Origin of the sequence: Methylibium rhizosphaerae, assembly GCF_006386545.1 — a bacterium.
GTDB lineage: Bacteria > Pseudomonadota > Gammaproteobacteria > Burkholderiales > Burkholderiaceae_C > Pseudorivibacter > Pseudorivibacter rhizosphaerae.
This window is the reverse complement of sequence record NZ_SWAR01000019.1, coordinates 62,851-88,237: the sequence shown is the minus strand read 5'-3', so window position 1 is coordinate 88,237 and position 25,387 is coordinate 62,851. Positions and strand designations below refer to the sequence as shown.

At 68.5% G+C, this 25,387-nt stretch carries 26 protein-coding genes; 11 read left to right on the top strand and 15 right to left on the bottom strand.

What is annotated here, in order from left to right; translation table 11 throughout:
• Nucleotides 1-3: 3 nt before the first annotated feature.
• The 5 genes from E8D38_RS15025 to E8D38_RS15005 form a co-directional block, all read right to left on the bottom strand.
• Complete coding sequence (locus E8D38_RS15025) at nt 4-780, bottom strand: fumarylacetoacetate hydrolase family protein (RefSeq protein WP_140632251.1); 777 nt, start codon at nt 778-780, stop codon at nt 4-6.
• A 28-nt stretch (nt 781-808) separates the two neighbouring features.
• Nucleotides 809-2,068, bottom strand: coding sequence for an MFS transporter (locus tag E8D38_RS15020; RefSeq protein WP_140632248.1), 1,260 nt, complete (start codon nt 2,066-2,068; stop codon nt 809-811).
• A gap of 108 nt (nt 2,069-2,176) precedes the next feature.
• Nucleotides 2,177-3,295 carry a S1C family serine protease gene (locus E8D38_RS15015; RefSeq protein WP_140632244.1) on the bottom strand — a complete coding sequence of 373 codons (1,119 nt, stop codon included), beginning with the start codon at nt 3,293-3,295 and terminating at the stop codon, nt 2,177-2,179.
• Nucleotides 3,296-3,349: 54 nt separating this feature from the next.
• Complete coding sequence (locus E8D38_RS15010; RefSeq protein ID WP_140632240.1) at nt 3,350-3,616, bottom strand: hypothetical protein; 267 nt, start codon at nt 3,614-3,616, stop codon at nt 3,350-3,352.
• A gap of 22 nt (nt 3,617-3,638) precedes the next feature.
• Nucleotides 3,639-3,848: a cold-shock protein gene (locus E8D38_RS15005; RefSeq protein WP_140632237.1), complete on the bottom strand. Its 210-nt coding sequence runs from the start codon at nt 3,846-3,848 to the stop codon at nt 3,639-3,641.
• Between the two features lie 307 nt (nt 3,849-4,155).
• On the opposite strand from E8D38_RS15005, the gene E8D38_RS15000 reads away from it, so the two are divergent.
• Nucleotides 4,156-4,413 (top strand): hypothetical protein, encoded by a 258-nt coding sequence (locus E8D38_RS15000; RefSeq protein WP_140632233.1) that lies wholly within the window; start codon nt 4,156-4,158, stop codon nt 4,411-4,413.
• Between the two features lie 148 nt (nt 4,414-4,561).
• Here E8D38_RS15000 and E8D38_RS14995 read toward each other — a convergent pair whose 3' ends face one another.
• Entirely contained in the window at nt 4,562-4,963 is a 402-nt protein-coding gene (locus tag E8D38_RS14995; protein WP_140632230.1) for a hypothetical protein, read from the bottom strand.
• A 183-nt stretch (nt 4,964-5,146) separates the two neighbouring features.
• Here E8D38_RS14995 and E8D38_RS14990 point away from each other — a divergent pair, with 183 nt between their 5' ends.
• Complete coding sequence (locus E8D38_RS14990) at nt 5,147-5,914, top strand: hypothetical protein (RefSeq protein WP_140632224.1); 768 nt, start codon at nt 5,147-5,149, stop codon at nt 5,912-5,914.
• Here the strand turns inward: E8D38_RS14990 and sorU are convergent.
• Nucleotides 5,911-6,246, bottom strand: coding sequence for a SorU family sulfite dehydrogenase c-type cytochrome subunit (gene sorU, locus E8D38_RS14985; RefSeq protein ID WP_140632221.1), 336 nt, complete (start codon nt 6,244-6,246; stop codon nt 5,911-5,913). The genes E8D38_RS14990 and sorU overlap by 4 nt on opposite strands.
• On the bottom strand, nt 6,243-7,454 hold the full coding sequence (gene sorT, locus E8D38_RS14980) for a SorT family sulfite dehydrogenase catalytic subunit (RefSeq protein ID WP_140632214.1): 1,212 nt from the start codon (nt 7,452-7,454) through the stop codon (nt 6,243-6,245). Before sorT ends, sorU begins: the two co-directional genes overlap by 4 nt.
• 156 nt (nt 7,455-7,610) lie before the next feature.
• Between sorT and E8D38_RS14975 the strand changes: the two genes are divergently transcribed.
• From E8D38_RS14975 to atpE, 4 genes are all read left to right on the top strand, one after another.
• Nucleotides 7,611-8,591 (top strand): zinc-binding dehydrogenase, encoded by a 981-nt coding sequence (locus E8D38_RS14975; protein ID WP_140632211.1) that lies wholly within the window; start codon nt 7,611-7,613, stop codon nt 8,589-8,591.
• A 63-nt stretch (nt 8,592-8,654) separates the two neighbouring features.
• Nucleotides 8,655-9,119: a low affinity iron permease family protein gene (locus E8D38_RS14970; RefSeq protein WP_140632208.1), complete on the top strand. Its 465-nt coding sequence runs from the start codon at nt 8,655-8,657 to the stop codon at nt 9,117-9,119.
• Nucleotides 9,120-9,196: 77 nt separating this feature from the next.
• Complete coding sequence (locus tag E8D38_RS14965; RefSeq protein ID WP_140632205.1) at nt 9,197-10,363, top strand: acyltransferase family protein; 1,167 nt, start codon at nt 9,197-9,199, stop codon at nt 10,361-10,363.
• Nucleotides 10,364-10,451: 88 nt separating this feature from the next.
• Nucleotides 10,452-10,694: a F0F1 ATP synthase subunit C gene (gene atpE, locus E8D38_RS14960; RefSeq protein WP_140632200.1), complete on the top strand. Its 243-nt coding sequence runs from the start codon at nt 10,452-10,454 to the stop codon at nt 10,692-10,694.
• 21 nt (nt 10,695-10,715) lie between these two features.
• Here atpE and E8D38_RS14955 read toward each other — a convergent pair whose 3' ends face one another.
• The 3 genes from E8D38_RS14955 to E8D38_RS14945 form a co-directional block, all read right to left on the bottom strand.
• Nucleotides 10,716-12,953, bottom strand: coding sequence for a TonB-dependent receptor (locus E8D38_RS14955; RefSeq protein ID WP_140632192.1), 2,238 nt, complete (start codon nt 12,951-12,953; stop codon nt 10,716-10,718).
• 66 nt (nt 12,954-13,019) lie between these two features.
• The gene (locus E8D38_RS14950) at nt 13,020-14,075 is read right to left on the bottom strand and encodes a purine-nucleoside phosphorylase (RefSeq protein ID WP_140632187.1); all 1,056 of its coding nucleotides are present in this window, start codon (nt 14,073-14,075) and stop codon (nt 13,020-13,022) included.
• A gap of 34 nt (nt 14,076-14,109) precedes the next feature.
• Nucleotides 14,110-15,147 carry a 5'-methylthioadenosine/S-adenosylhomocysteine nucleosidase family protein gene (locus E8D38_RS14945; protein ID WP_140632182.1) on the bottom strand — a complete coding sequence of 346 codons (1,038 nt, stop codon included), beginning with the start codon at nt 15,145-15,147 and terminating at the stop codon, nt 14,110-14,112.
• 340 nt (nt 15,148-15,487) lie between these two features.
• Here E8D38_RS14945 and E8D38_RS14940 point away from each other — a divergent pair, with 340 nt between their 5' ends.
• Nucleotides 15,488-17,362 carry a S8 family peptidase gene (locus E8D38_RS14940; RefSeq protein ID WP_246099506.1) on the top strand — a complete coding sequence of 625 codons (1,875 nt, stop codon included), beginning with the start codon at nt 15,488-15,490 and terminating at the stop codon, nt 17,360-17,362.
• A gap of 81 nt (nt 17,363-17,443) precedes the next feature.
• Here E8D38_RS14940 and pcaF read toward each other — a convergent pair whose 3' ends face one another.
• The 3 genes from pcaF to E8D38_RS14925 are packed head-to-tail and all read right to left on the bottom strand — an operon-like array spanning nt 17,444 to nt 20,022.
• Complete coding sequence (gene pcaF, locus E8D38_RS14935) at nt 17,444-18,646, bottom strand: 3-oxoadipyl-CoA thiolase (protein ID WP_140632178.1); 1,203 nt, start codon at nt 18,644-18,646, stop codon at nt 17,444-17,446.
• A 24-nt stretch (nt 18,647-18,670) separates the two neighbouring features.
• Entirely contained in the window at nt 18,671-19,312 is a 642-nt protein-coding gene (locus E8D38_RS14930; protein ID WP_140632175.1) for a 3-oxoacid CoA-transferase subunit B, read from the bottom strand.
• Between the two features lie 8 nt (nt 19,313-19,320).
• A complete protein-coding gene (locus E8D38_RS14925; protein ID WP_140632168.1) occupies nt 19,321-20,022 on the bottom strand; it encodes a 3-oxoacid CoA-transferase subunit A in 702 nt (233 codons plus the stop codon).
• Between the two features lie 150 nt (nt 20,023-20,172).
• Between E8D38_RS14925 and E8D38_RS14920 the strand changes: the two genes are divergently transcribed.
• The 4 genes from E8D38_RS14920 (at nt 20,173) to E8D38_RS14905 (ending at nt 24,236) form a co-directional block, all read left to right on the top strand.
• Nucleotides 20,173-20,991, top strand: coding sequence for an IclR family transcriptional regulator (locus E8D38_RS14920; RefSeq protein WP_140632163.1), 819 nt, complete (start codon nt 20,173-20,175; stop codon nt 20,989-20,991).
• Between the two features lie 281 nt (nt 20,992-21,272).
• Nucleotides 21,273-23,354, top strand: coding sequence for a TonB-dependent siderophore receptor (locus tag E8D38_RS14915; RefSeq protein ID WP_246099505.1), 2,082 nt, complete (start codon nt 21,273-21,275; stop codon nt 23,352-23,354).
• Nucleotides 23,355-23,368: 14 nt separating this feature from the next.
• Nucleotides 23,369-23,917 (top strand): sigma-70 family RNA polymerase sigma factor, encoded by a 549-nt coding sequence (locus E8D38_RS14910; protein WP_140632149.1) that lies wholly within the window; start codon nt 23,369-23,371, stop codon nt 23,915-23,917.
• Nucleotides 23,918-23,960: 43 nt separating this feature from the next.
• Nucleotides 23,961-24,236, top strand: coding sequence for a FecR/PupR family sigma factor regulator (locus E8D38_RS14905; protein WP_140632145.1), 276 nt, complete (start codon nt 23,961-23,963; stop codon nt 24,234-24,236).
• Nucleotides 24,237-24,249: 13 nt separating this feature from the next.
• On the opposite strand, the gene E8D38_RS14900 is transcribed toward E8D38_RS14905, so the two are convergent.
• The gene (locus E8D38_RS14900) at nt 24,250-25,383 is read right to left on the bottom strand and encodes an aromatic ring-hydroxylating oxygenase subunit alpha (RefSeq protein ID WP_140632141.1); all 1,134 of its coding nucleotides are present in this window, start codon (nt 25,381-25,383) and stop codon (nt 24,250-24,252) included.
• Nucleotides 25,384-25,387 lie beyond the last annotated feature (4 nt).

The window sequence follows — 25,387 nt, the reverse complement described above, 5'->3', positions numbered from 1 at the left end:
GGGCTACAGCGTGACCCGCGCGTCGCCGATGCCGTCGAAGGCGACGTGCACGGTGTCGCCTGCATCGGCATGCAGCAACCCGCACCACGACCCGGCGCTCACCACGCTGCCGGCGGCCACCGTGGCGCCATGCCGCGTGGCATGACGCAGCCACTGCGGCAGCACGAAACACGGGTCGGCCAGCGGGTGGCTGCCCTGGTACACCGCCTCGGGTGCCGTGCCGATGCGCACCCGGCATGTCTGCGCGGCCCAGTCGCGCGCCGGCTCGAAGCGGGCCCAGTCGCCCAGCACCAGCGCGCCGTGCGACTGCAGGTCGGCCAGCCGGGCCAGCGGTGGCGCGTCCAGCGCCTCGGCCCAGCGCGAATCCACGATCTCGATCGACACGCACATCGCGTCCACCAGCGCGGCGGCGCGTGGCGTGTCGAGCGTGGCGGCGAGCGCCGCATCGACGTCGCGGCCCAGCCGCAGCGCCACTTCGGCCTCGATACCTCTCAAGCGCCATGACGGCCAGCCGGCCGGTGCGACGACGGGGCTGCGCCACACGCCGGCCGGCGGCAGCGGCGCATGGGTGAGTTCGATGTCTCGCGACGGGCCGCCGCTTTTCCAGAAGTGCGGGGCCCGGTCGCCGGCGCCGAACCAGCCCAGGGCCCGGGCCACCCCATCCTGCACGGCATAGGCGCTGGGCGCGTCGGGCAGCGGCACCGCGGGCACCGGCTGGCCGCTGCGCCGGGCCTGCACCAGTCGGCGCACGGCCTCGGCAATGCCGACGGGTTCTGTCATGGCTGTTCCTTCAAGGCAAGGCGTCGGGTCAGCGCTGCACGGCGGCCGTGCCCGCCGGCTGCTGCGGCGGGGTGGCGTTCGGTGGTGCGGCCGGCAGCTGCAGCCGCCCGACCCACCACAACGACGCCAGAGTCAACACCGCCGCGACCCAGCCGCAATGCTGGTAGCCGGTGACCAGCCCTTGCGCATCGCGGCCGATCAGCGCGCCGCCCACCAGCGAGGCCACACCCATCGCGGCCGACTGCACCGAGCCGTTCAGGCTCATGAAGGTGCCGCGCAACGCCGGCTTGGCGGCCTGGGTGATGAGCGCCATGCCGGGCACCATGCGGCCCGACACGAACACGAAGAACATCGTGGTCACCACCAGCAGCACGGCGACGTGCACCGGGCCCAGGTAGGTGATGCCCACCAGCGGCAGCAGGGCGATCGCAGCCACGGCGCGGAACACCCGCACCTTGCCGAAGCGGTCGGCCAGCGCGCCGATCCAGCGCGCCGAAAACAGCGTGGCCACGCCGCCGGCCAGGTACACGAGCGGGATCTGCTGCGAGGGCAGCCCAATGTTGCTGGTCATGTAGATGGTGAGGAACGGAATGGTGGTGAAGCCGGTGGCCATGACGAGCGCGGTGAAGCCGAAGGCACGCCAGTGGGCACGCTCGCGCAGCACCTCCGCAATGTCCTGCCAGGGCGAACGACGGCGGCCCGAGTGCAGGTGCGCGTCGATGACGGGCAGCGTGCGCAGGCCCATCGCGCCGATCGCGAAGCTCACCAGCGCAATGGCGATGAAGCTGGCATGCCAGCCCCACAGCTCGGCCAGCCACAGCGAAGCCGGCACGCCGGCCACGGTGGACAGCGAGAACGCGGCCATCACGATGCCCATGGCCTGGCCGCGCCGCTCGAACGGGACGGCGTCGGCAACGATGGTCTGCACCAGCGTGCCCATCACGCCGCCGAACAGGCCGGCCAGCACGCGCGCGGTCATCAGCGCGCCATAGCTGGGTGCCAGGCCGCAGGCGAGCGTGGCCAGCGCGAAGGCGAAATACAGCATGAGCAGCAGCCGCTTGCGCTCGAACCGGTCGACGAAGGTGCTGCCCACCAGCCCGGAGGCGCCGGCAGCCAGCGTGTAGGCCGACACGAGCAGGCCGAACTGCGCATCGCTGATGCCGAACAGCCGGGTCAGCTGCGGCCCCAGCGGCATCATCACCATGAAGTCGACGATGTAGGTGAACTGCAGGGCGGCCAGCGTGTAGAGCAGGGCGCGTTCGTTGAAGCGGGGCAGGGCTGGCTGCATGGAGTGCGGAAGGCGGAGGCGCCGAAGAGGCGGGGCGACGGATTGCAGCACGGGCCCCGTGAACCTGCAGTGTCAGGGGCTTTGCGCTGCGGCCGCCTCGCTGCCTCGCTACTCGTCGGAAGCGCCGAGCGTGACCTGCTGCTTGCGCGTCCTGCCTTCACGCCACACCGACAGCGAGACCTTGTCGCCGGGCTGGAAGCGCTCCAGCGCGGTCAGCAGGCCGTCGAAGTCCTTCACCGGCTCGTCGTTCACCGCGGTGATCACGTCGCCGGCCACGATGCCGCCGCCGTCGCCGCGTGTGAAGGGCTTGAGTCCCGCTGCAGCCGCGGCACCGCCGCGCTGCACCTGCACCAGCGGCACGCCCTCGGGCAGGCCGAGCGCTCGGGTCATGCCTTCGGGGCCCACGGCCACGCCCAGGGCGGGGCGCACCATGCGACCGTCGCGGATGAGCCGAGGCACGATGCGGTTCACCTCGTCGATGGGGATGGCGAAGCCGATGCCGGCGCTGCCGCCGGACGGGCTGTAGATCGCGGTGTTGACGCCGATCACGCGGCCGGCGGAGTCGAGCAGCGGCCCGCCGGAGTTGCCCGGGTTGATGGCCGCATCGGTCTGGATCACGCCGCGGATGGTGCGCTGGTTCACCGAGTCGATCTCGCGGTTGAGCGCACTCACGATGCCGGTGGTGAGCGTCTGGTCGAGGCCGAACGGGTTGCCGATGGCGTAGACCTTCTGGCCCACCACCAGGTCGCGGCTGGTGCCCAGCGCGAGCGGCGGGAGCTTCCCCTTGGGCGCGTCGATCTTCAGCACCGCGATGTCGCGGTCGGGGAACACGCCCACAAGCTGCGCGCGGTGGGTGGTCTGGTCCGCCAGCGTCACGCGGGCCGCGTTGGCTTCCTGAACCACGTGGAAGTTGGTGACGATGTAGCCGCGCTCGTCCCACACGAAACCGGTGCCGGTGCCGCGCGGCACCTGCTGCACGTTCATGGAAAAGAAGTCGCGCTGCACCGCCAGCGTGGTGATGTTCACCACCGAAGGCGAGGCCTTCCTGAACACCGAGACGTTGTTGCTTTCCTCGGCATCGAGCGGTCCGCGGGCGGCCGGCGTGCGCGGCGCGGCCTCGGTGCTGCTTTGAACCTGGCAGGCCCACAACACGCCCAGCACCACGAGCACCGAAAGAGACCAGCGGCCGGCACGTTCGGCGAAGGAACGAAAAGAAGTGTTCTGCATCGTCGACTCCATCAGGCAGTGAGATGGGCGTGATGCTACTGGCCCGGTGCTGCTTCAGCCCGGCAGGTCGTACTCGTTGCGCAGGCGGTCGACGATGTAGCGGAATTCGGCGTGGCATTGCGGCCAGTGCGCGAAGCCTGTCTCGAACACCTCGATGTTCCAGTTGCGCCCGCAGCTGTCGCGCTGATGAGGGCGCGGCACTCCGATGCGGATCACAAACGAAGGGTCCGCCTGCATCGCGGACTGGAACATCGGCAGCGCCAGCAGGCGGTCGTGCACCAGGGCCATCAGCGCCTCCGGGTCGAGGCGTTGCTTGTCCACAGGACGCCCCTGTCTTCGCCGATCAGCGAGGCTCGATGTTGGTGGCCTGAGGTCCCTTCGGTCCTTGCTGCACGTCGAACTCGACGCGCTGGTTCTCGGAGAGCATCTTCTGGCCGCTGCCGGCGATGTCGTTCGCGTGCGCGAACAGGTCCTTGCCGCCGTTGTCCTGCGCGATGAAGCCGTAGCCCTTGTCGCTGTTGAACCACTTGACGATCCCGGTCTGCTTTGCCATGAGTGTTCCTCGGTTGGCGTTGTGGAATGCAGCAGCACTCCTGCTGCCGCAGCTGCAGAAACACTCAAGGAAGTTGGCTGGGGATCCTGGCAACGCCCGCCCGGTGTGGGGGCGGGGGAGAGAGACCTCGAGGAACTAGGTCTTGCGCATCGCTACGGGCGGGATGATACGCAGCGCTCACGCCAGCATCCGTTGCGTTCCCCTCTCTTCGACACAGGTACGCAAGGATGGCGTGTTAGTGTCTGGCGCCTCCAAGAGGCCGGCCGCGGCCATTTGCCGGCGCCCTGACCCCTACATGAAAGCCAACATGGACCAACGAGTTGACGGTCACCATGCCCATGCCGCCACCGGCCAGCTGTTCAGCTACCGAGGCCGTTACCTGGTGCTCGGGCCGATGGTCGACTGGAGCGCCGACGTGCAGGCCGAAGCCGGCGTGCTGGCCCGCATCTGCGGCTCCATCCGCCTGAGCCGCGGCCAGACCCGAAGCGTGGTGCCTTCGCTGGTGACGCTCATGGTGGCCGAGGCCATCGACGCGCTGCAGCCGGCCAAGCCCGCGCTCACCTGACCCTGCCCGAGGGGGCAGCGGCCGCCAGTGGCGGCCGCGGGTGCTTTCAGCGCGAGTCGTTTCAGCTGTTGCACCCCTGGCGGCGCATTGAATTTTTCGATGGGCACCGGCCTGGGCCGGCGTAACAAGCTACCTGCCGTGACCCAGGTCACCAGGTCGCGCGACCGGCGCGCCAGCCGGCAAAACGCTCGACGAGGTCGGTGAAGGTCGCCGGCACGAACCAATGCGGATCGAAGCTGTCGCTGCCGGCCACACGGGCCTTGTAGGTGCCCGGCTCGCAGAACTTCAGCTCCTTCGAGCGCACGTCGGCGAACTTGTCGAGCTGGTTGCGAAACGCCTGCAGCTTGAGCATGCCGCCGCCGGCCCGCGCGTTGAGGCTCATGCTGCCTTGGTTCACGAGCACGGCCCTGCGGTCGTCGACCATCAGCAGGGCAAAGAGGTCGTCTCGGGCCGCTGCGTCCTGCACCAGCACGGCGCGGCGCAGTGCCTCGGGCTTGACGATCGACCGGTGCAGCGCATCGCAGTCGATCACATCGATCAGCTGGATCATTTCAACCGGATTTTGTGCAACGCAGCATGCGCGAAAGTTTGCGCCCGTTCCGCCGCAAAACTCAAATTCCCCAGCGGCGCGTGTGTGTTTGAGACGGGTCATGGCGGCGTGCTATACCAAACGCCCGTTGTGGGTTGCTGCGCTGCAGCATGGTTTGTCGCTTCCATGGTCGAGCCGTCATTCATGTCCACGCCGTACTCCAGCGTCGTTTCCTACCGCACACGGTGGCCTTCGCGGGCGCCGTCGCAGATCGCACTCGGGCCCTACCACCTGAAGGTCGAATTCCGTGAGCGCTCACGCATGTACGACCGGCGCAAGCGCGCCTGCGTGAACATCGAGGACGGCCGCATCGAACTGCGCGAGGACCTCGCCGGGCTCCAGCTCGCCGAAGCCTTCTTCGAATGCATCATCCGCCTCAGCCACTTCAGCAAGGGCTGCCAGCAAGGTTGCATCGAGGAGGCCTACACCCACAGCTTCGCGACCGGCATGGTGGAGTTCGCGCAGCGCAACCCGCAGGCCTGGCAGTGGTTCAACCTGCTGCTCGCGCAGCACCTGTCGTCAAAGGAGGCGCAATACGACCGCGTTGTGCACGGCTTCGTCGACCAGCCTCCCGCCATGCCCACGCAGGTGTTCATCGGCGGCCACCCGGTCACCCTGCGCAGCATCCCGAAGGCGCAGTGCGCCGGCGCGTTCGGCTGGTACCACTTCTCGCGACGCGAGGCGCAGCTGTACGACGGCCTCACCGGCTCCAATCTCGCCGTGGTGGCGCTGCACGAACTCACGCATGCCGTGCACCACACCTACGACCTGAAGAAGCGGGACCTGCATCGCAACTTCAGGCGCGCGCAACTCAAAGGCTGGCTCGGCATCATGAAGCGCAGCCCGCACGTGTGGCGCTGGCTCGCCTGGGTGATGAGCTTTCCGGCCAAGGCGACGCTCGAAGCCGCCTAGGGCTGCGCCCCGCTCGCGCGCGACACGTAGTGCGCCAGCGCATCGATCTGCTCGGAAGACAGCGTGGCACGGTACGAAGGCATGTTGCCAAGGCCGTTGCGCAGCGCGTTGGCCACCCGCGCGGCATCGGGCTTCAGCTCATCGAGCACCGGGCCCACGCTGCCCTCGCTGCCAGCATCCTTGAGCGTGTGGCACAGCGAACACGCCGGCATCGCACCGGTGAGGAACAGCCTGCGGCCGAGCTCGAACTGCTCGGCCGGCCCGGCCCGTGCGGCCGGTGCCGCGGCGAGCGCCAGCGCCGTCGCGAATGCAAACCCGTGACGCCGAGTCATCCGACCGAGACCCTCACCGCGTGATCGGCCCAGCTGTTGTTGTTGTAGCCGGCCACGTTCTCGAGCCGCTGCTCGGGCTGCACGTTGCCGGCGGTGTCGGTCGCGCGGCTGGCCAGCACATGGCTGCCGGGCGCCAGGCGCGCCTGCAGCACGAACTGCCGCCAGGCGAAGCGGCCGAGGTCGGGGCCCACGAACCGTGCCTCGCTCCAGCTCTTGCCACCGTCGGTGGACACCTCGACGCGCCGAAGCGCCTGTGCGCCGCCGAAGGCCACGCCATGGATCAGCACCGTGCCCGCGGGGAGGCTGCCGCTGTCGGGATGCGGCGAGTTGATCCACGACTTGACGCCCATCTCCAGCACGGAGGGTTGCGACGGCTCGGCCTTGCCGCCCGGCGGCGTGACGCGGTAGCCGTGCGACATGATCTTCGCGTCGGTCTCGGTGGCGGTGAACGCGAGCCGCTTCACGTACTTGATGTTGTTGATGCCGCTGTAGCCGGGCACCACGAGGCGCAGCGGCCCGCCATGGGCGAGTGACAGCGGCGCACCGTTCATCTCCCACACGAGCAGCGCGTCGTCGAGCGCCTTGATGGGCACCGAGCGCTCGACCACGATGGTCTTCGGGTCGATGCCCTCGGGCAGCTTCTCGCCGCCGGTGCCGGTGATGAACAGCATGCCGTCGGCCACGCCGCCGAGCGCCTGCGCCACGGCCCTGAGCGGCACGCCGCTCCACAGCACGCAGCCGGCGGCACCCACCGTCCAGGGCGTACCGCTGGGCTTGCTCGGGAAGAAGCCGCGGCCGTTGCCCGAACACTGCAGCACCGCCGCCACCGTTTCCACGCCCAGCGCCTTGAGCTCGCGCACGCTGAGGCTGCGCGGCTGCTTCACGCCTTCGATGCGCACCTCCCATGCATCGCGGTCGGCCACGATGGCGGCGTCCGGCGCGGGCAGGTTGTTGCGGACGTACAGCTGCTCGCCCGGCGTGATGACGCTGGTGCCGAAGGCGCTGCGCCGGGTCTCGATCGTGCTGGACGTGTGCACGATCAGGCTGTTGGCGTCCTTCCAGGCGGCATAGGGTGGCAGCGGTTTGGGTGCGGCGGCCGGCTGCTGTGCCGCCGCCTTGCCTGCCAGCGGCGTGAGGCCCGCGGCGGTCAGTGCGCCGGCACTGCCGGCCAGCAGGCGACGCCGGTTCAAGGTGGGTGACGATGGCATGTTCTCTCCCTCATGCTGGTTGTGTGAAGAACGCGGTTGTGCCTCAACTGCAGCCGTTGCGCAATCGGGAACACATGCTTCCCGTCGTGCGCGGCCGGCATACAGTCACCTGCACGTTCCACCGCATCACCCCACACCACCGCACGGAGGCGCTTCATGCGTTGTGTTCTGATCCACAGCTTCGGCCAGCCCTCGGAAGTGCTCCAGCTCGGCGAACAACCGCTGCCCGAACCCGGACCGGGCGAGGTGAGGCTGCAGCTCATCCTCTCGCCCATCCACAACCACGACCTGGCCATCGTGCGGGGCGTCTACGGATATCGGCCGCCGCTGCCGGCCATCCCGGGCACCGAAGCGGTGGCCGACGTGGCAGCACTCGGGCCGGGCGTGTCTCACCTAGCGCTCGGCCAGCGCGTCTGCGTCGCAGGTGCCAGCGCGACCTGGGCCGAGTACTTCATCGCCAAGGCGGCGGCGGTCGTGCCGCTGCCCGAGGCGGTGCCCGACGAAACCGCCTGCCAGCTGCTGGCCATGCCGCTGTCGGCCAGCATGCTGCTCGAAGACCTGCAGATGAAGCCGGGCGACTGGCTGATCCAGAACGCGGCCAACGGCGCGGTGGGCAAGGTGGTCAACGTGCTGGCCCGCCAGCGCGGCCTGCACGTGGTGAACCTCGTGCGCCGGCGTGCCGGCGTCGACGAGCTGCTGGCCGCCGGTGCCGAGCATGTGGTCGCCACCGAAGAGGCCGACTGGGCCGCGCGCGTGGCGCGCATCACCGGTGGCGCCCCGCTGCTGCGGGCGGTCGACTCCATCGGCGGCCGCGCCGCCAACGACCTGATGAACGTGATGGCGCCGGGCGGCCTGCTCATGGTGTTCGGCGCGATGTCGGGCGAGCCGCTTTCCATCGACGTGGGCCAGGTGATCTTCAAGCAGACCACCATCCGCGGCTTCTGGGGCAGCAAGCGAAGCGAAGGCACCAGCGGCGCCGACAAGCAGCGGCTGATCGGCGAGCTGGTGCAGCTGGCGGCCGCCGGGGCACTGCGGCTGCCTGTGGCGGGCAGCTACGAGCTGAGCCAGGCTGCCCAGGCCGCCGCGGCGAGCGAACAGCCGGGCAAGCCAGGCAAGGTGGTGTTGCGGGCCGACTGACGCCTCGCCGGCGCGGGCACCGCATTTGCCGGAGGCTGAAGACGCGTTTGCCAGACCCTGCCTTTGGACAAGACTTCCCGTTTCGCGCTCTTCGCCAAGCAGACCTCGCGCCTTTCCGGGCGGCCGGTCAGCTTCATGCTCGCCTTGCTGCTGGTGGTGGTCTGGCTGGTCTCGGGGCCGATGTTCGGTTTCTCCGACACCTGGCAGCTGGTCATCAACACCGGCACCACCATCATCACCTTCCTGATGGTGTTCCTGATCCAGAACACGCAGAACCGCGATGCCGAGGCGGTGCAGCTCAAGCTCGATGAGCTCATTCGTGCGCAGCAGGGCGCGCACAACGCGCTGCTGAGCCTGGAGGAGCTCGACGACGAAGAGCTCGAACGCATCCGCAACATCTATGAACGACTGGCCACCGCTGCCCGCCACCGCATGCAGCGCGGCAAGAGCGACACCGGTGTCATCAACGTGGCGCTGACGCCGCCGTCCGGTGGCGACGAAGAAGGCGATCCGCAGCGGCGCCGCTGAGCCGTGTAGACAGACGCTTACCGGCGTTTCAATCGCGCAGCCATGCCACAGCGGGCGCAGCGCGGTAGGGTGCGGCGATGCAAGAAGCGCCTGCCACCACAACCGCAACCACGAGCACGATCAAGCACGACCTGCACTACTTCGACTTCGTGCGGGGCTGGGCGGCGGTGCTGGTGTTCTTCCACCATGCGGCCATCCTGGGCGGCGGTCCGGCCTGGCTCACCGGCGATCGCGTCGGTGCCGAGGCGGTCAACGCCTTCATGTTCGCCTCGGGCTTCCTTATCCACTACCAATGCGTCACCAGCAGCGCCTATGACGGGCTGCGCAGCCGCTGGGGCATTCGCAACTTCTACCTGCGCCGCTTCTTCCGCATCGCGCCGGCCTACTACGTGACGCTGGCAGCGGCGCTGCTGCTGTCGCACTGGCTGGGGGAGGCGCGCATGGCCATCGGCGAGGTGGTGCCGGCCAGCCGCACGAGCATGGAGCGCTACTTCATCGGAGACTACCTGGGCAATGCGGCCATGCACCTGAGCTTCGCATTCGGCCTGCTTCCGCAATACGCCTACAGCACGCCGCTGCCCGACTGGAGCCTCGGGCTCGAGATGCAGTTCTACCTGCTGTTCCCGCTGTTCCATGCGCTGCTGCGCGGTCGCTTCCTGGGCGGCATGCTGTGCCTGCTGGGCGTCTTTCTGCTGGCGCGCGTGGGGCTCAAGCTCGCCGGTATCGAGTACCCCATGCCGTCGCTGCTGGCGCTGAAGTTCCACAACTTCGCCGCCGGCATGGTGGTGGCGCACCTGTTCACCACCCGCGCGTCGTGGCGCGACGCCGCGCCGGTCGTCGTGCTCACCCTGGCCTTCCTGGGCATCGGCGAGCGGTCGCTGGTGATGCCGGCGGTGCTGCTGTTCAGTCTGTGGTTCCTGTGCAGCCCGGCGCGGCACGCCGTCTTTCTGAAGGCGGTGCTGGCGCGGCTGTTCGCGCACCGCTCGTCCAGCCTGCTGGCCGACCTGTCGTACTCGGTCTACATCGTGCACCTGCTGTTCATGCTGCCGGTGTTCGCGGTGGTGGCCCGCCACACCAACGGCTCCACGCCGGCGTGGGTGGTGGCTTCGGTGGCCCTGCTGGCGCTGGTGGCGGCGGTCTCCTGGGCGATGTACCGCTGGGTGGAGCTGCCGGGCATCGCATTGGGCAAGCGCCTGCTCACCCGTGCGCCCGCCCGGCGCGACGACAAGTTCGCCGGCGCATGACCTGGGAGGTCATGGACGCCGCGCACTGAAGGCCCGAGCATGGCGCCGTGGGGTCACGAGCTCCACGCCAACCCAGAACGGAGTCCTCATGAACGGCATCGATCTCCTTCCCCTCGCCGTGGGCCACCTCATCGGACTGGCCGCCATCGGCTCGTGCATCGGCATCGGCACGCTGGGCGGGCGCTTCATCGAAGCTTCCGCCCGCCAGCCGGAGCTGATGGAGCCGCTGCAAGGCAAGGTGTTCCTGCTGGCCGGCATCACCGACGGCGCCTTCATCATCGCCACCGGCGTCGGCCTGTGGTTCGCCACCACCAACCCGTTCAAGGGTTGAGGGGCCCTGCCGGCAGGCGGCTCAGAAACTCGCCTTGAACTGCACGCCCCAGGTGCGCGGCTCGTTGACGAAGCCGGTGAGGTTGTTGAAGTCGATGCCGCCCGTCACCCGGATCTGGTTCGTGATGTTGCGGCCGAACAGCGCGGCTTCGTACTTGCCGTCGCCCCACAGGTAGCCCAGGCGCAATCCACCGGTGAGCAGCGACTTGCCGGTGAACTCGACCGACTCGTAGAGCGCGAAGTTGACCTTGCTGCGGTAAGCCCAGTCGGTGTAGACGAAGGCTTCGCCGTTGCCCAGCGGCATGCCGTAGCGCAGCGTGAAGCTGGTGGTCCACTTCGGCGCCTGCGGCAGGGGGTTGCCGTCGATCAGGGCCTGGCCGCTGCCGTTGCGCGGATCGGTCACGGTGCATGTGGCACAGGTGGCCACCGCCAGCGTCGGGTCCTTGATCTTCGTGTCGTTGTAGCTCACGCCCAGCGTGGCAAGCAGGCTGTCGGTCAGGTAGCCCTGCAGGTCGAGCTCGAAGCCCTGTCCGACGGTCTTGTCCGCATTGAGCAGGATGTTGGCGTTGTTGGCGCCGCCCACGGCGGTGAGTTGCTGGTCCTTCACCGTGTAGTGGAAGACGCCGAAGGCCACGCGGGCGCGGCTGTCGAACAGGTCGGCCTTGATGCCCGCCTCGATGGAGGTGTTGGTCTCCGGCTCGGCGATGGACTGGCCGTTGAACTGGGCCGCACCCTGCACGCTGGCCGCGCGGAAGCCGTTGGCCACGCGGGCGTACAGGTTGAGGTCGGGGCTCACCGTGTAGGTGCCGCTCAGGTCCCAGCTGGCCTTGCTCTTCGAGAGGCTCGCGCTCGTGGGGCCGGCTGCCTGCAGCTCTGCAAACGTGGCCGGCGCACCGAAGCCCGGGCTGAAGTAGTCCTCGACGGCGAAGTCCTTCTTGTCGTGCGTGTAGCGCAGGCCGCCGCGCACCTTGAGCGCCGGGGTGACGGCATAGGTGAGTGCGCCGAACGCGGCGGCGGCGGTGTTCTTCTGCCGCGAACGCTCGTAGGCGTTCTGCACGCCGCCGCTGGTGGAGTCGTAGCCGAAGCTCTCCATCCTGAAGTCTTCATTGAAGTAGTACAGGCCGGCCTGCCAGCCCAGCGGCCCGCCGGTGTTCGATTCCAGGCGCAGCTCCTGGGTGAACTGGTAGTGCTTCGGGATGCCGTCGGCCGTTTCCACCTGGAACGGGATGGGGCCGGGGCCGGCGGGCGTGCCGCCGTCGATGTCGCCGCGGCTGAAGGCGTCCACCGTCTCCCATGCGGTGATGGAAGAGAGCGACATGTCGCCCAGCCCCCAGCGCAGCCGCGCATTGGCGCCCTTGCTGGTGAGCCGGGATTCATTCCTGCCGTCGATGGAGATCTTGCGCTCGTCGAATCCGGCGACCAGGTCGTTGGTGCCGGGCTGGATGATGTTGGCGCGGAACAGCCGGGCTGAGCCGTCGAAGTCGCGCGCATGCACGTTGAACAGCGCGCTGAAGTCCTTGTGCGGCTGGAACAGCACCTGGGCGCGCACCGCCGCATCGCGGTAGCCCTCGAGGTCCTGCGTGGGGCCGGCATCGTTGGTGTTCTCGACCCAGTCGTCGCGCCGCTGCACCAGCGTGGACACGCGCAGCGCCCAGTCTTCGGCCATCGGTGCATTCACCGCGCCTTCGAAGTTGGTGGTGCCGAAGCTGCCGTACGAGAGGCTGCCGTAGCCTTCGACCTTGTTCAGCCGCGGCCTGGCCGAGTCGAACTTCACCACGCCGCCGGGCGTGTTGCGGCCGAACAGCGTGCCTTGCGGGCCGCGCAGCACTTCCACCTGCGCGAGGTCGAACACCGGGAAGCCCTTGAGGATGGGGTTCTCCTGCACCACGTCGTCGTACACGAGCGAGACCGGCTGCGACGCGTTGAGCCGGAAGTCGGTGTTGCCGTAGCCGCGGATGTAGAAGCGCGGGAAGGCGCGGCCGAACGACGACTCGATGTTGAGGCTGGGCACGCGTCCGGACAGGAAGCGCACGTCGTCGCCGCCGGAATTGAGCACGTCGAGCTTCTCGCCGCTCAAGGTGCTCACCGACACCGGCACGTCCTTGATGTTCTCGGCGCGCCGCTCGGCGGTCACCGTCACGGTGTCGAGCTTCGGCGCCGCGGCCGGTTCAGGGGCAGTCGATTGCGCGTAGCTTCCTTGGGCGCAAGCAAGCAGGATGGCGGCTGCCAGCGGGCGCCGGGCCGGTGATCGATGGGGCATGGGGCTCCTCCAGTTGGAATGGAGGGCCCTTCTGCAATGCCCATGCCACGGCCCGTGTTCACTCGCTCAGCGTGGAACGCCGTCCTTCCACAGGTCCCAGCGCGCCACGATGTCGCGCACCAGCGGGCCGCCCGCGATCACGAGGTTCTTCGTGGCCGGCACGAAGCCTCCGGTCGTGCCGCTGGTCGATGCCATGAGCGACGCGTACGCCGTCTGCCCCGGATAGGGGCGGTCGAAGTTCGATGCGGTGCGCAGCACGGCGAGGCGCTTCACGTCGGCGCGGCCCGCGGCCGTGGCGCGGGCGAGCGCGTTGTAGGTGGCGTTGTCTTCCTGTTGCGTCGTGCAGTAGGTGGCCTGGCCATCGCTCAGCAGCTTCGCCCACTCGCTCGCGTGCTGGCCGAGCTTGTGGCCGTGGAACCAGGTGTCGCCGGCCATGGTGTCGCACTGGGTCACCCGCGGCGGCTCGTTGGCCGGCGCGTGCCGGTAGTGCTGGCGATAGGCCCGCGCCTCCTGGCTGTCCTCGAGCTTGACGTTGCGGCTTTGCTGCAGTGCCTGCTGCAGCAGGGCCTCGTCGAGCCTGAAGGCCTCGGTCCGGTAGTCGAACTTGGGCTTCTCGCCGGGCCCCTTGGTCATGATGCCGAAGTAGCCCGTCTTCCAGCCTGCCGGCATCTCGCGCGCGTCGAGCTCGTGCGCGATGCCGAAGTCGATGAGCCAGCGGGCCCATGCGGCCGTGCCGAGGGTGCCGTGCGCCGGGTCGATGCCGGCGATGCCGCTCACCAGCACGTAGGTCTTGCGCAGGTCGAAGCGGTTGTCGAGCGCCACCGCGAGCGTGGAGGCGGCGGCATTCGTGTGGCCCATGCCGGTGGTGAGCAGGCAAACGTCGTCGGTGTTGCACTTGAGGGCCGGGTAGTCCTCGCTCAGCCCGGGCACCGGGATCTCCTGCGTCAGCGAGAACGGCTCGATCCATGGCGCGGCCTCGGGGCCGAACATGGTGACGATGAGCACCTTGAGCGCGCGCGGCGGCGGCTTGGGCTTGTCGGCGGTGGTCTGTGCAGTGGCGCTGCCGGCGACCAGCGAGGCCAGGCAGAAGGCGAGGGTGGCGATGCGGTGTGCGGGCTTCATGGCTGTTGTTCCGTTGGGTCGTTGTGCGGCTCGTTTACGGCTTTTTGTGCGGTTGTCTCTTCCAGGCCTCCAGGAAGGCCAGCGTCACCGCTGATGCATTGGCCTCGGCCAGGCCGCTGCCGAAGAAGGCACCCACGTCCTGAGTGTGATCGCCGCCGGCGAGGTCGGACAGGCTGCGAAAGCCGATGTAGGGCACCCGGTTCGCATAGGCCACATGGCCCAGGGCGGCGGTTTCCATGTCCACCGCCTCGGCCCGCAGCGTGTCGAACACGTAGCGGCGGTACTGCGGATTGGCCAGGAAGGCGGTGCCCGAGATGCCGCGGCCGCCCACCACCAGCTGCGGCGTGGTGCTCACGCACAGGCTCGGGTTCCTGGGGCCGCAGCGCTGCAGTGTGGGCGCCAGCGAGCGCGCCACCGCCAGCATCTGCGGGTCGGCCTGGTAGTCGAAGCGGAATTCGCCCTGCGGCGCATTGCCCTCGTGCATGACGAAGTTCTCGCGCATGAAGAGGCCTGTGGACACGGGCCCCGAGGGCGTGTCGATGCGGTAGTCGGGCAGCGGCTTGCCGCTGGCGTCGAGCGCGAGCTTCAGGCCCAGGCAGCCCACGTCGGTGGCCGCCCCGCAGGGCGCGGGCACGCTGCCGTCGGCATGCCAGTACACCTCCATCGGCATGGCCCAGCTGGCCGGCACCAGCACGTCGCCCACGTGGTGCGCGGGGTTCACGCCGCCGGCGATGCCGCTCATCACCAGCCGCTCGACCCTGAAGTGGTCGAGCATGAGCTGGGTGACCATCGTCGCGTTGATCATGCTCACGCCCGACAGCACGATCACCACCCGGTTGCCGCGCAGCATGCCGGTGGTGAAGCGGTTGCCATTGACCGTGTGGACGCGTTTGCCGGTGGTCTGGGCGATGAGGATGTCGGCCTCGGCGCCGAAGGCCGAGACGATGCCGATGCGCAGCGAGCAGTCGGTCAGGCAGCGCTGCGGCTGGGCGGCGGCCGGCCCGGCGGCGAGCCACAGCAGTGCGCAGGCCATGCCGAGAAGCGCCCTGCGGAGCGCGCGATTGAAGAACATGGAAGCCTCCCGTGAAGTCGTTGATGGTGTCGGGTTGCTGGTGCGCAGGCAATAGACGTGCCTGTGAACTCTGCCCCGGAAGTTCCCGGACTAGGGAGATATCCCCAGGTCTCGCGCGGCGATCGGCGGTTGCTCAACGATGCGGCAGCCACGGTCCGCAGCGCTCAACAACGCGCGCGCGTAAGCAAGCCCGGTGCCGCCGCCAAAGCCGTTCGCGTTTGGTTACCAAGTCGGTATGCGACAGCGTTGTCCTTGATTGTGAAGAGGGGTCGCTTCGGGCATGGTGCGCGCCGGCCCGCAAACCCCGCGGGCCGATTTCATCTTCACAAGCGGAGGACACATGACGCTGAAGATCGTGGCCCGACCCCGGGTCAATCAGGTGGTGGGCGCCGCCCTGCTGGGCGGCTTTCTTGCGGGCGCTGCGATGGCCGGAACGTCGGCCGAGCGCGCGTTGCAACAGCAACAGGTGCCGGGTTTTGCAGCCGCCGCTGCAGCGGGTGCGTCGAGGGAGGCCCTGACGGACCGACTCATCGTGAAGTACCGCGACGGCTCCGCGCTGGTGACCACTCAAGGTGGCGCCAGCGGCGCGGGCATGGCCCAGCAGCAGCGCCTGCGTTCGCTGGAAACCGCCGGGCAGCGCTTCAACGCCCGGCTGACGCGCGTGCGCAGCACCGCGCAGAACGCCGAGGTGTTGAAGCTCGACCGTCGCATGGCCGAGAGCGAAGTGGCCGCGCTCGCCCGCGAGATCGCGGCAGCCGACCCGTCGGTGGAGTACGCAGAGCCCGATCGCATCCTGAAGCCGATGCTGGTGCCCAACGACACGCAGTATTCGCAGCAGTGGCACTACTTCGAAGCCACCGGCGGCCTCAACCTGCCGGCGGCCTGGGACAAGTCCACCGGCAGCGGTGTCGTGGTGGCGGTGCTCGACACCGGCTACCGCCCCCACGCCGACTTGGCCGCCAACATCGTGGCCGGCTACGACTTCATCAACGACAGCTTCGTCGGCAACGACGGCAACGGCCGTGACAGCGACCCGAGCGACCCCGGCGACGCGGTGCAGGCCGGCGAGTGCGGCAACGGCGAACCGACGCAGGACGAATCGAGCAGCTGGCACGGCACCCATGTGGCCGGCACCATCGCCGCCGTCACCAACAACGGCACCGGCGTGGCCGGCGTGGCCTTCGGCGCCAAGGTGCAGCCGCTGCGCGTGCTGGGCAAGTGCGGCGGCTACACCTCCGACATCGCCGACGCCATCATCTGGGCCTCGGGCGGCAGCGTCTCAGGCGTGCCGGCCAACGCCACGCCGGCACGGGTGATCAACCTGTCGCTCGGCGGCGGCGGGGCCTGCGACTCGACCACGCAGAACGCCATCAACTCGGCACGGTCGCGCAACACCGTGGTGGTGGTGGCCGCCGGCAACAGCAACGCCAACGCGGCCAACTACTCGCCGGCCTCCTGCTCGGGCGTCATCACCGTGGCGGCCACCAACCGCAGCGGCGGGCGCGCCTACTACTCCAACTACGGCAGCGTGGTGGAGGTGGCGGCCCCCGGCGGCGACGTGCGCTCCGGTGCTTCGGGCGGCATCCTGTCCACGCTCAACGCGGGCCAGACCGCACCGGCCGGTGACAACTACGCCTGGTACCAGGGCACCTCGATGGCCACGCCGCACGTGGCCGGCGTGGTGGCGCTGATGCTCTCGAAGAACTCGGCGCTCACGCCCGACCAGGTGCTGACGCGGCTGCAGCAGAGCTCGCGTGCCTTCCCGGCCACCTGCAGCCAGTGCGGCAGCGGCATCGTCGATGCCTCGGCGGCGGTGGACGCGGCCGGTGGCGGCGGCGGCAATCCGGGTGGCGGCACGGTGGCCGAGGTGGAGTCGAACAACACGCTGTCCACTGCACAGGCCATTGCCAATGCCAACACCACGGTCAACGGCACGATCGGCTCCAGCAGCGACACGGACTACTTCCGCGTCACGCTGCCGGCCGGCCGCACGCTGGCTGCCACGCTCACGCCCAACAGCGCGAGCGATTACGACCTGTACCTGTACAACGCGAACGGCACGCAGGTCGCTCGCAGCATCCTGGGTACCGGTGCGGTGGACAAGATCAACTACTCGAACGGCGGTGCGTCGAGCATCACGCTGTACGTGCGGGTGCGCTACTACAGCGGCCGCACCGGCAGCACCGGCACCTATACGCTGGGACTTGGTTGGTAGGTTTGCTCTGGGGAGACGAGCACAAGGGCGCCCCTCGGGGCGCCCTTTTTTTCGTGTGGGTGCGGCGCTGATGCCGTGCGGTCAGACCCGCTCGAGGACCACTGCAATGCCCTGGCCCACGCCGATGCACATGGTGCACAGCGCGTAGCGGCCCTTGATGCGGTGCAGCTGGTTCACCGCGGTGGTGGCAAGCCGCGCCCCCGAGGCGCCGAGGGGGTGCCCCAGCGCGATGGCACCGCCGTTCGGGTTGACCCGCGCGTCGTCGTCCTTCAGTCCCAGTTGCCGCAGCACCGCGAGGCCCTGCGCGGCGAAGGCTTCGTTGAGCTCGATCACGTCGATCTGGTCGAGCGTGAGGCCGGTCAGAGCCAGCACCTTCTGCGTGGCCGGCGCCGGGCCGATGCCCATGACGCGCGGCGCCACGCCGGCGGTGGCCATGCCCACCACCCGGGCCCGCGGGGTGAGGCCATGGCGGCTCAATGCCGCTTCGCCGGCCAGGAGCAACGCGGCCGCACCGTCGTTCACGCCGCTTGCATTGCCGGCCGTGACCGAGCCGTCCGGGCGCACCACGCCCTTCAACTTCGCCAGCGCCTCCAGCGAGGTCTCACGGGGGTGCTCGTCCTTGTTCACGACGATGGGGTCGCCCTTCTTCTGCGCGATGGTCACCGGCGTGATCTCGGCATCGAAGAAGCCGCTCTGCTGCGCGGCCACCGCCTTCAGCTGCGAAGCCAGCGCCATGCGGTCCTGGGCCTCGCGCTCGATCTTGTAGTCCACCGCCACGTTTTCGGCCGTCTCGGGCATCGAGTCCACGCCGTACTGTTCCTTCATCAGCTTGTTGACGAAGCGCCAGCCGATGGTGGTGTCGTACACGGCATTGGTGCGCGAGAAGGCGCCTTCTGCCTTGGGCATCACGAAGGGCGCGCGGCTCATGCTTTCCACGCCGCCAGCAATCATGAGTTCGGCCTCGCCGCACTTGATGGCGCGCGCCGCGGTGCCCAGCGCGTCGAGCCCCGAGCCGCACAGGCGGTTCACCGTGCTGCCGGGCACTTCGAGCGGCAGGCCGGCCAGCAGCGCGCTCATGCGCGCGACGTTGCGGTTGTCTTCGCCGGCCTGGTTGGCGCAGCCGTAGATCACGTCGGTGATCGCGGCCCAGTCGAGCTTCGGATGGCGGGCCATCAGCGCCTTGATGGGAATGGCGCCAAGGTCGTCGGTGCGCACCGACGAAAGAGCGCCGCCGTAGCGGCCGAAGGGCGTGCGTTGCGCGTCGACGATGAAGGCGTGGGTCATGGTGCGGTGGTCTCGAGGTCGGTTTCAGCGGGCGTCGATGAGTTCGATCGCGGTGAGCTGCTGCAGCTCGGCGAAGCCCAGCCCTTCGACGATGTCGGTGACCCGCGCCCCTTGCGACGTGAGGTCGATGACCGCGAGGTCGGTGATCACGCGGCTCACGCAGGCAAGCCCGGTGATGGGGTAGCTGCAGCGCTCCACCAGCTTGCTCTCGCCGGCCTTGGTCTGGTGTTCCATCATGACCCAGGTGTTCTTCGCGCCGATGGCGAGGTCCATCGCGCCGCCCACCGCCGGAATGGCATCGGGCGCGCCGGTGTGCCAGTTGGCGAGGTCGCCGTTGCCGGCCACCTGGAAGGCGCCCAGCACGCACAGGTCGAGATGGCCGCCGCGCATCATGCCGAAGCTGTCGGCATGGTGGAAGAACGAGCCGCCGTGCAGCAGCGTGACCGGCTGCTTGCCGGCGTTGATGAGGTCGTAGTCCTCGGCGCCCTTGGCCGGCGCCGGGCCCATGCCCAGCACACCGTTCTCGCTGTGCAGGATCACCTCGCGGTCCGCCGGCAGGTGGTTGGCCACCAGCGTGGGCAGGCCGATGCCGAGGTTCACGAACATGCCTTCCTCGATGTTGGCCGCCACGCGCTGCGCCATTTCGTCACGGGTCCACTTCTTCATGGCTTCGCTCACGCTGCTTGCTTGAACCCACCGGCCGTGGTGGCGGTGCGCGAGATCTTCACCACGCGCTTCACGTAGATGCCGGGCGTCACCACCGTCTCGGGGTCGATCTCGCCCAGGCCGACGACCTCGTGCACCGTGGCCACGGTGACCTTGGCGGCCGTGGCCATGATCGGCCCGAAGTTGCGCGCGGTCATGCGGTAGGTCAGGTTGCCCCAGCGGTCGCCGCGCTCGGCCTTGATGAGCGCGTAGTCGGCATGGATCGGGTACTCGAGCACGTAGTGGGTGCCGTTGATCTCGCGGGTTTCCTTGCCCTTGGCCAGCTCGGTGCCGTAGCCGGTGGGGGTGAAGAAGGCGCCCACGCCGGCACCGGCGGCGCGGATGCGCTCGGCCAGGTTGCCCTGCGGCACCAGTTCCAGCTCGATCTGCCCACTGCGGTAGAGGCCGTCGAAATGGTGCGAATCCGCTTGGCGCGGGAAGCTGCAGATGATCTTGCGCACCCGGCGGGCGGCCAGCAGCGCGGCCAGGCCGGTGTCGCCGTTGCCGGCGTTGTTGTTGACGATCACCAGATCCTTGGCGCCCTGGGCGATCAGCGCATCGATCAGCTCGGCCGGCTGCCCGGCGGTGCCGAAACCGCCGATCATGACCGTCGCGCCATCCGGCACGTCGGCCAGCGCCGCTTCGACACTGGGTGAAATTTTGTTGATCATGTTCGCAATTAGAACGACAATGATGGAAAAGAGATAAAAGTTCTTATACAGAACCTAGATTCTTTAATCGAACGAAACTAGCATAGGTGGTGCCTCCGGGGCTGTCAATTCACCAGTTCGATGCATCGCCGCTTTCTCATTGCACCGCGCATGAACGAACCCTCTTTGCCCACATCCCCGGACGCTTTGCGCGCCGACGCGCCTCGCCCTGGCGACAGCTATGTGCAGTCCTTCGCCCGCGGCCTCGAGGTGCTGCGCAGCTTCGGTGCCGACGCCCCCGCGCAGACCCTGTCGGAAGCGGCCGAGCGCACCGGCCTCACCCGTGCCGGCGCCCGCCGCATCCTGCTGACCTTGCAGCACCTGGGTTACGTTGAAAGTGAGGGCCGGCTTTTCCGGCTCTCGCCCAAGGTGCTGGAGCTGGGCTTTGCCTACCTGTCCTCGCAGCCGGTGTGGCAGCTGGCCCAGCCGGTGATGGAAGAGCTCACCGCCACGCTGAAGGAGTCGTGCTCGGCCTCGGTGCTCGACGGCGATGAGATCGTCTATGTGCTGCGCATCCCGGCCAGCAAGATCATGTCGATCAACCTCGGCATCGGCAGCCGGCTGCCGGCCTACTGCACGTCGATGGGCCGGGTGCTGCTGGCCGGGCTGCCCGACGATCAGCTCAAGGCCCGCCTGGCCGCCATGACGCTGGAACGGCGCACCGCCAAGACGGTGACCGACCCCGAGCGCCTGCTCGAGGTGCTGCAGCAGGTGCGGCTGCAGGGGTTCGCGCTGGTGGCCGAGGAGCTGGAAGAGGGGCTGGTGTCGATGGCGGCGCCCATCGTCAACCGCGCGGGCCGGGTGGTGGCGGCGGTCAACATCAGCGGCCAGCAGCACCGCACGCCGCCGGCCCACATGCTCGAAGTCTTCCTGCCCAAGCTGCTGGCCGCCGCCGCCCGGATCAATGCGATGGTCAAGGCGCAGGACTGAGCCGCAGAAGAGAGCGGATACAAACGCGAATCATTCTCAACTGATGTAAGATCGCCGCCCCAGCCAGGGCCGGCCATCGGCGCCCCGCAGTCTTTCGGGTGCCGGCTCCTCCCAAGCCACGTTTTCTTCAACCGCAAGCGGCGTTGCCTGCGCGCTTGCGCCCGTGGTTTGCCACCAGAGGAGTTGTCGCCGTGTCCTTGGTCTTGCGTCGCCTGGTTCCGGGCCTTGCCGTTTCCCCCCTCGCTGTTGCTGCCGCGCTGGCATGTGCCGGCGGGGCCGCGTTGGCTCAGCAACAGCAGGAGCCGGCCGCGGCCCAGGCAGAGGCGCAGGCCGATGCCGCCTTGCCGGACGTGAAGGCCACAGCACGGGCCGAGCGCAGCACCGAAGGCACCGGCGCCTACACCACCCGCTCGGCCAATACGGCCACCAAGCTCGATCTTTCGCTGCGCGAGACGCCGCAGTCGATCAGCGTCGTGACCCGCACCCAGATCGAGGACTTCGGGTTGATGAGCGTGAACGACCTGCTCTCCAGCGTGACCGGCGTGAACGTCGAGCGTGTCGAGACCGACCGCACCTACTTCACCGTGCGCGGCTTCGAGGTCTCCAACTTCCAGATCGACGGCATCGGCCTGCCTTTCGCCACCGGCGATCAGCTGGGTGACCTGGACACGGCGCTGTACGACCGGGTGGAGGTGCTGCGCGGCGCCAACGGGTTGATGTCGTCCACCGGCAATCCCTCGGCCACCGTGAACTTCGTTCGCAAGCGTCCGACCCGTGACCTGCAGGCTTCGGCCGGGCTGACCTTCGGGTCCTGGAGCAACAAGCGCGTTGATGCGGACGTGAGCGGGCCCCTGAACGAGAGCGGCAGCGTGCGGGGACGTTTCGTGGCGGCGGCGCAGAAGAAGGACTCCTACCTCGATCGCTATTCCCTCGAGAAGAATCTGTTCTCGGGAGTGCTCGAAGCTGATCTCGCCGCCGACACAACGCTCACAGTCGGTCATTCGGAACAGCACAACAAGCCGAACTCGCCGATGTGGGGCGCCCTACCGCTCTACAGGACCAACGGAGCGCAGACCAGCCCGACGAACTACCCGACCTCCGCCAGCACCGCGGCAGGCTGGGCCTACTGGGACACCGACGACACCCAGACGTTCGCCGAGCTGACCCATCGCCTGTCCAATGACTGGCAGGCCAAGGCGGCCATCGCGCGACGCGTGCTGGAAAGCGATGGCGAGATGCTCTACATCGCGGGGGTGCCGGACTTGTCCGGCGCCGGCATGACCAGCTACCCGTCCAAGTACAACCACACCGAGCGCCAATGGATTGGCGACGTGAACCTCACCGGCCACTACACACTGGCGGGCCGCAGGCACGACCTCGTCTTCGGCGGCAACTGGGCCAAGAGCGACAACTGGCTGCATTCGTCCGACGACGACGTCGGGCTGCCGGTGTCGGAGGAAGAGGCATTGGCCGGTACCTTCCCAAGGCCGAACTTCGACAACGGAACGTCGGGCTTTGCCGACTTCCACGACCGCCGGATCAGCCTCTACGCCGCCACACGGCTGAATCTCACCGACGCCTGGAAACTGCTCGTGGGCGCGAACCTCACGCGTGCCAACAGCCACGGCGAGCAATACCGCGAGACGCACAGCTACCGCAAGACAAAGGCAACGCCGTACATCGGCGCCACCTTCGACCTGGATGACAACCACACCGTCTACGCAAGCTACGCGCAGATCTTCAACCCGCAGTTCAAGGTCGCCGAAGGCGATGTGCTGCTCGACCCCATCGAAGGACGCAATGCCGAACTGGGACTGAAGGGCGAGTGGCTCAACAAGCGCCTCAACGGCTCGCTGGCCGTGTTCCACGTGGTCCAGGACAACACCGCGGAATTCGACAAGTTCGATACCAAGTCGCGCTACAAGTCCGTCAACGCAGAGTCGCAAGGCGTCGAAATCGACCTGGCCGGCCGCCTGGCCCCAGGCTGGGAAGCCAGCGCAGGCTACACGCAGATGTCCATCAAGAACCGCGACACCGGAGCCGCTGCACGAACCTACGTGCCGCGAAAGACGCTGCGCCTTTCCACCACCTACAAGCTCGCCGCGCTGCCCCAACTCAAGCTGGGCGCGAGCCTGAAGTGGCAGGACGACATCGAGCGTGTGGAAAGTGCAGTCACCACGACCCGCCAGGACGCCTACGCGTTGCTCGATCTCATGGTGCGCTACGACTTCACGAAGAACCTGTCAGCCACCTTGAACGTCAACAACGTCACCGACGAGAAGTACATCGCCAGCCTGTACTGGAGCCAGGGCTACTGGGGCGCCCCGCGCAACGCGTCGGTGTCGCTGAACTGGCAGTACTGAACACGCAGCCGACGATGCAGGCCTCGAGCGCGTCATCGCTGCCGCCCGCCGGCGGGCTGGGACAGGTGTTCGCGGCCCATCGCGCGCAGCTCAAGCGCGCGGCCCAGCAAATCCTCGGCGACACGCACAGCGCCGAGGACCTGGTCCACGACGCGTATCTCAAGGCGGTGGAGTCCGGTGAAGACGTCCAGGGCGCGGTGCGCCAGCCGCTCGCCTATGCGGTGCAGATGGTGCGCCACATGGCCATCGACCGCTGCCGGCGCGCCACGCTGGAGCAGCGCCTGTTCGAAGTGCGCGACGACGGAGGTGCCGAGGTGCCCATGCCAGCGACCGCCACGCCAGAGGCGCTGGCCATCGACCGCCAGCAGCTGTCGATCGTCGAGCAGGCCCTCGCGCAGCTGCCCGAACGCGCACGCCGCGTGTTCGAGCTGTACCGGCTCGAGGGCCGCACCCAGCGTGACATCGCGGCCATGTTCGGCATCTCTCCCACGCTGGTGAACTTCATGATCCGCGACGCACTCGACCAGTGTCGCGACGCGTTGCGCCAGGGCAGGCCTCGATAGCCCGTCGCCCCCTACACTGCGGCGGCAGTACGAGGGGCGCCCCATGGATTCCGGACCAAGACAACACGAAGACGATGCAGCCTGGCAGGCGGCGCTCGACTGGGTGATGGCCCAGCACGAGTCGCCCGAGGACGCCTCGCTGCGCGAGGCGCTGGCCGCCTGGCTGGCCGAGTCGCCGGCGCATCGCGCCGCCTACGAGGAAGCCCGCCGCGTCTGGCTGCTCACCGGCTTCGTGCCGCCGATGGACGCCTCTGACGACGAGGCAGGCCGCGAGGACACGCCGGCCTCACCGCCGCCCTCGCACGCAGGCCGGCGCTGAAGCGCACGGTCCTTCAGCCCGCCATCATGCGGCGGTACCAGGCATGGAAGTGCCGCATGCCGTCTTCCATCGGCGACTGGTACGGCCCGTGGTCGGTTTCGCCGCGCTCGGCCAGTGCGCGCCGCCCGGCATCGATGCGCTCGGCGATCTCGTCGTCCTCGAGCGCCGTCTCGAGATAGGCGGTGCGGTGCGCCATCGCCAGCTCCGGCTCGAAGGCCAGCACCTCGTCGGGGTAGTAGAACTCGATCGTGTTCACCGTGAGCCGCGGCCCTTTGGGATACAGCGCCGAGATCACCAGCGCGCACGGAAACACCTCGATCATCAGCGTCGGGTAGCAGCTCACCCAGATGGCACCGAACGCCGGCGTTTCGCCGCCGTGGTGCTCGAGCAGCCGCCGGCGCCATTCCTCGTAGGCCGGCGAGCCGGCATCGGGCAGCCCGGCGCGCGCGCTCACCCGCTGCAGGCTCACGCCGTCGCCCAGCTCCCAGGCCAGGTCATCGCAGGTGATGAAGCGGCCGAGCCCCGGGTGGAAGGGGCCGATGTGGTAGTCGTCGTTGTAGATCTCCATGAAGGTCTTCCAGTTGCAGTGGCATGGGTGGACCTCCACGTGGTCGAGCACATGGCCCGAGAAGTCGAACTCCGGCCGCGCGAATAGCGGCGCCAGCTCGGTCGCCGGGTCGCCAGGCCCCTCGAACAGCAGGCCGCCGCAGTTGCGCAGCCCGAAGCGGGGCAGGTGCCGGCAGGGCGTGGGCTCGATGTGCGGTGCACCGATGAGTTCGCCGCGGTCGTTGTAGGTCCACGCATGCAGCGGGCACACGATGTTGTGGCCGGTGCCGCCGAGGTTGCCGCGCGCTTCGCTGCCGGCGGGCCCGTGGCCGAGGATGCGCGCCTGCCGGTGGCGGCACACGTTGGAGACCAGCTGCACTTCGCCGGCAGCATTGCGCAGCAGCACGCGGCCGCCGTCCTCATGCGCCAGGGCGCGCCAGTCGCCGGGGGCGGGCACCATCAGCTCGTGGCCGGCATACAGGGGGCAGCGCCTGAAGATGCGCTCCTGCTCCAGTGCGAACACCGCTTCGTCGCTGTAGTCGCCGCAATGCGGCTGCTCCAGGGCCTGCGCAAAGAACGCGGCCTCGTTCAGGTCCGACATCGTT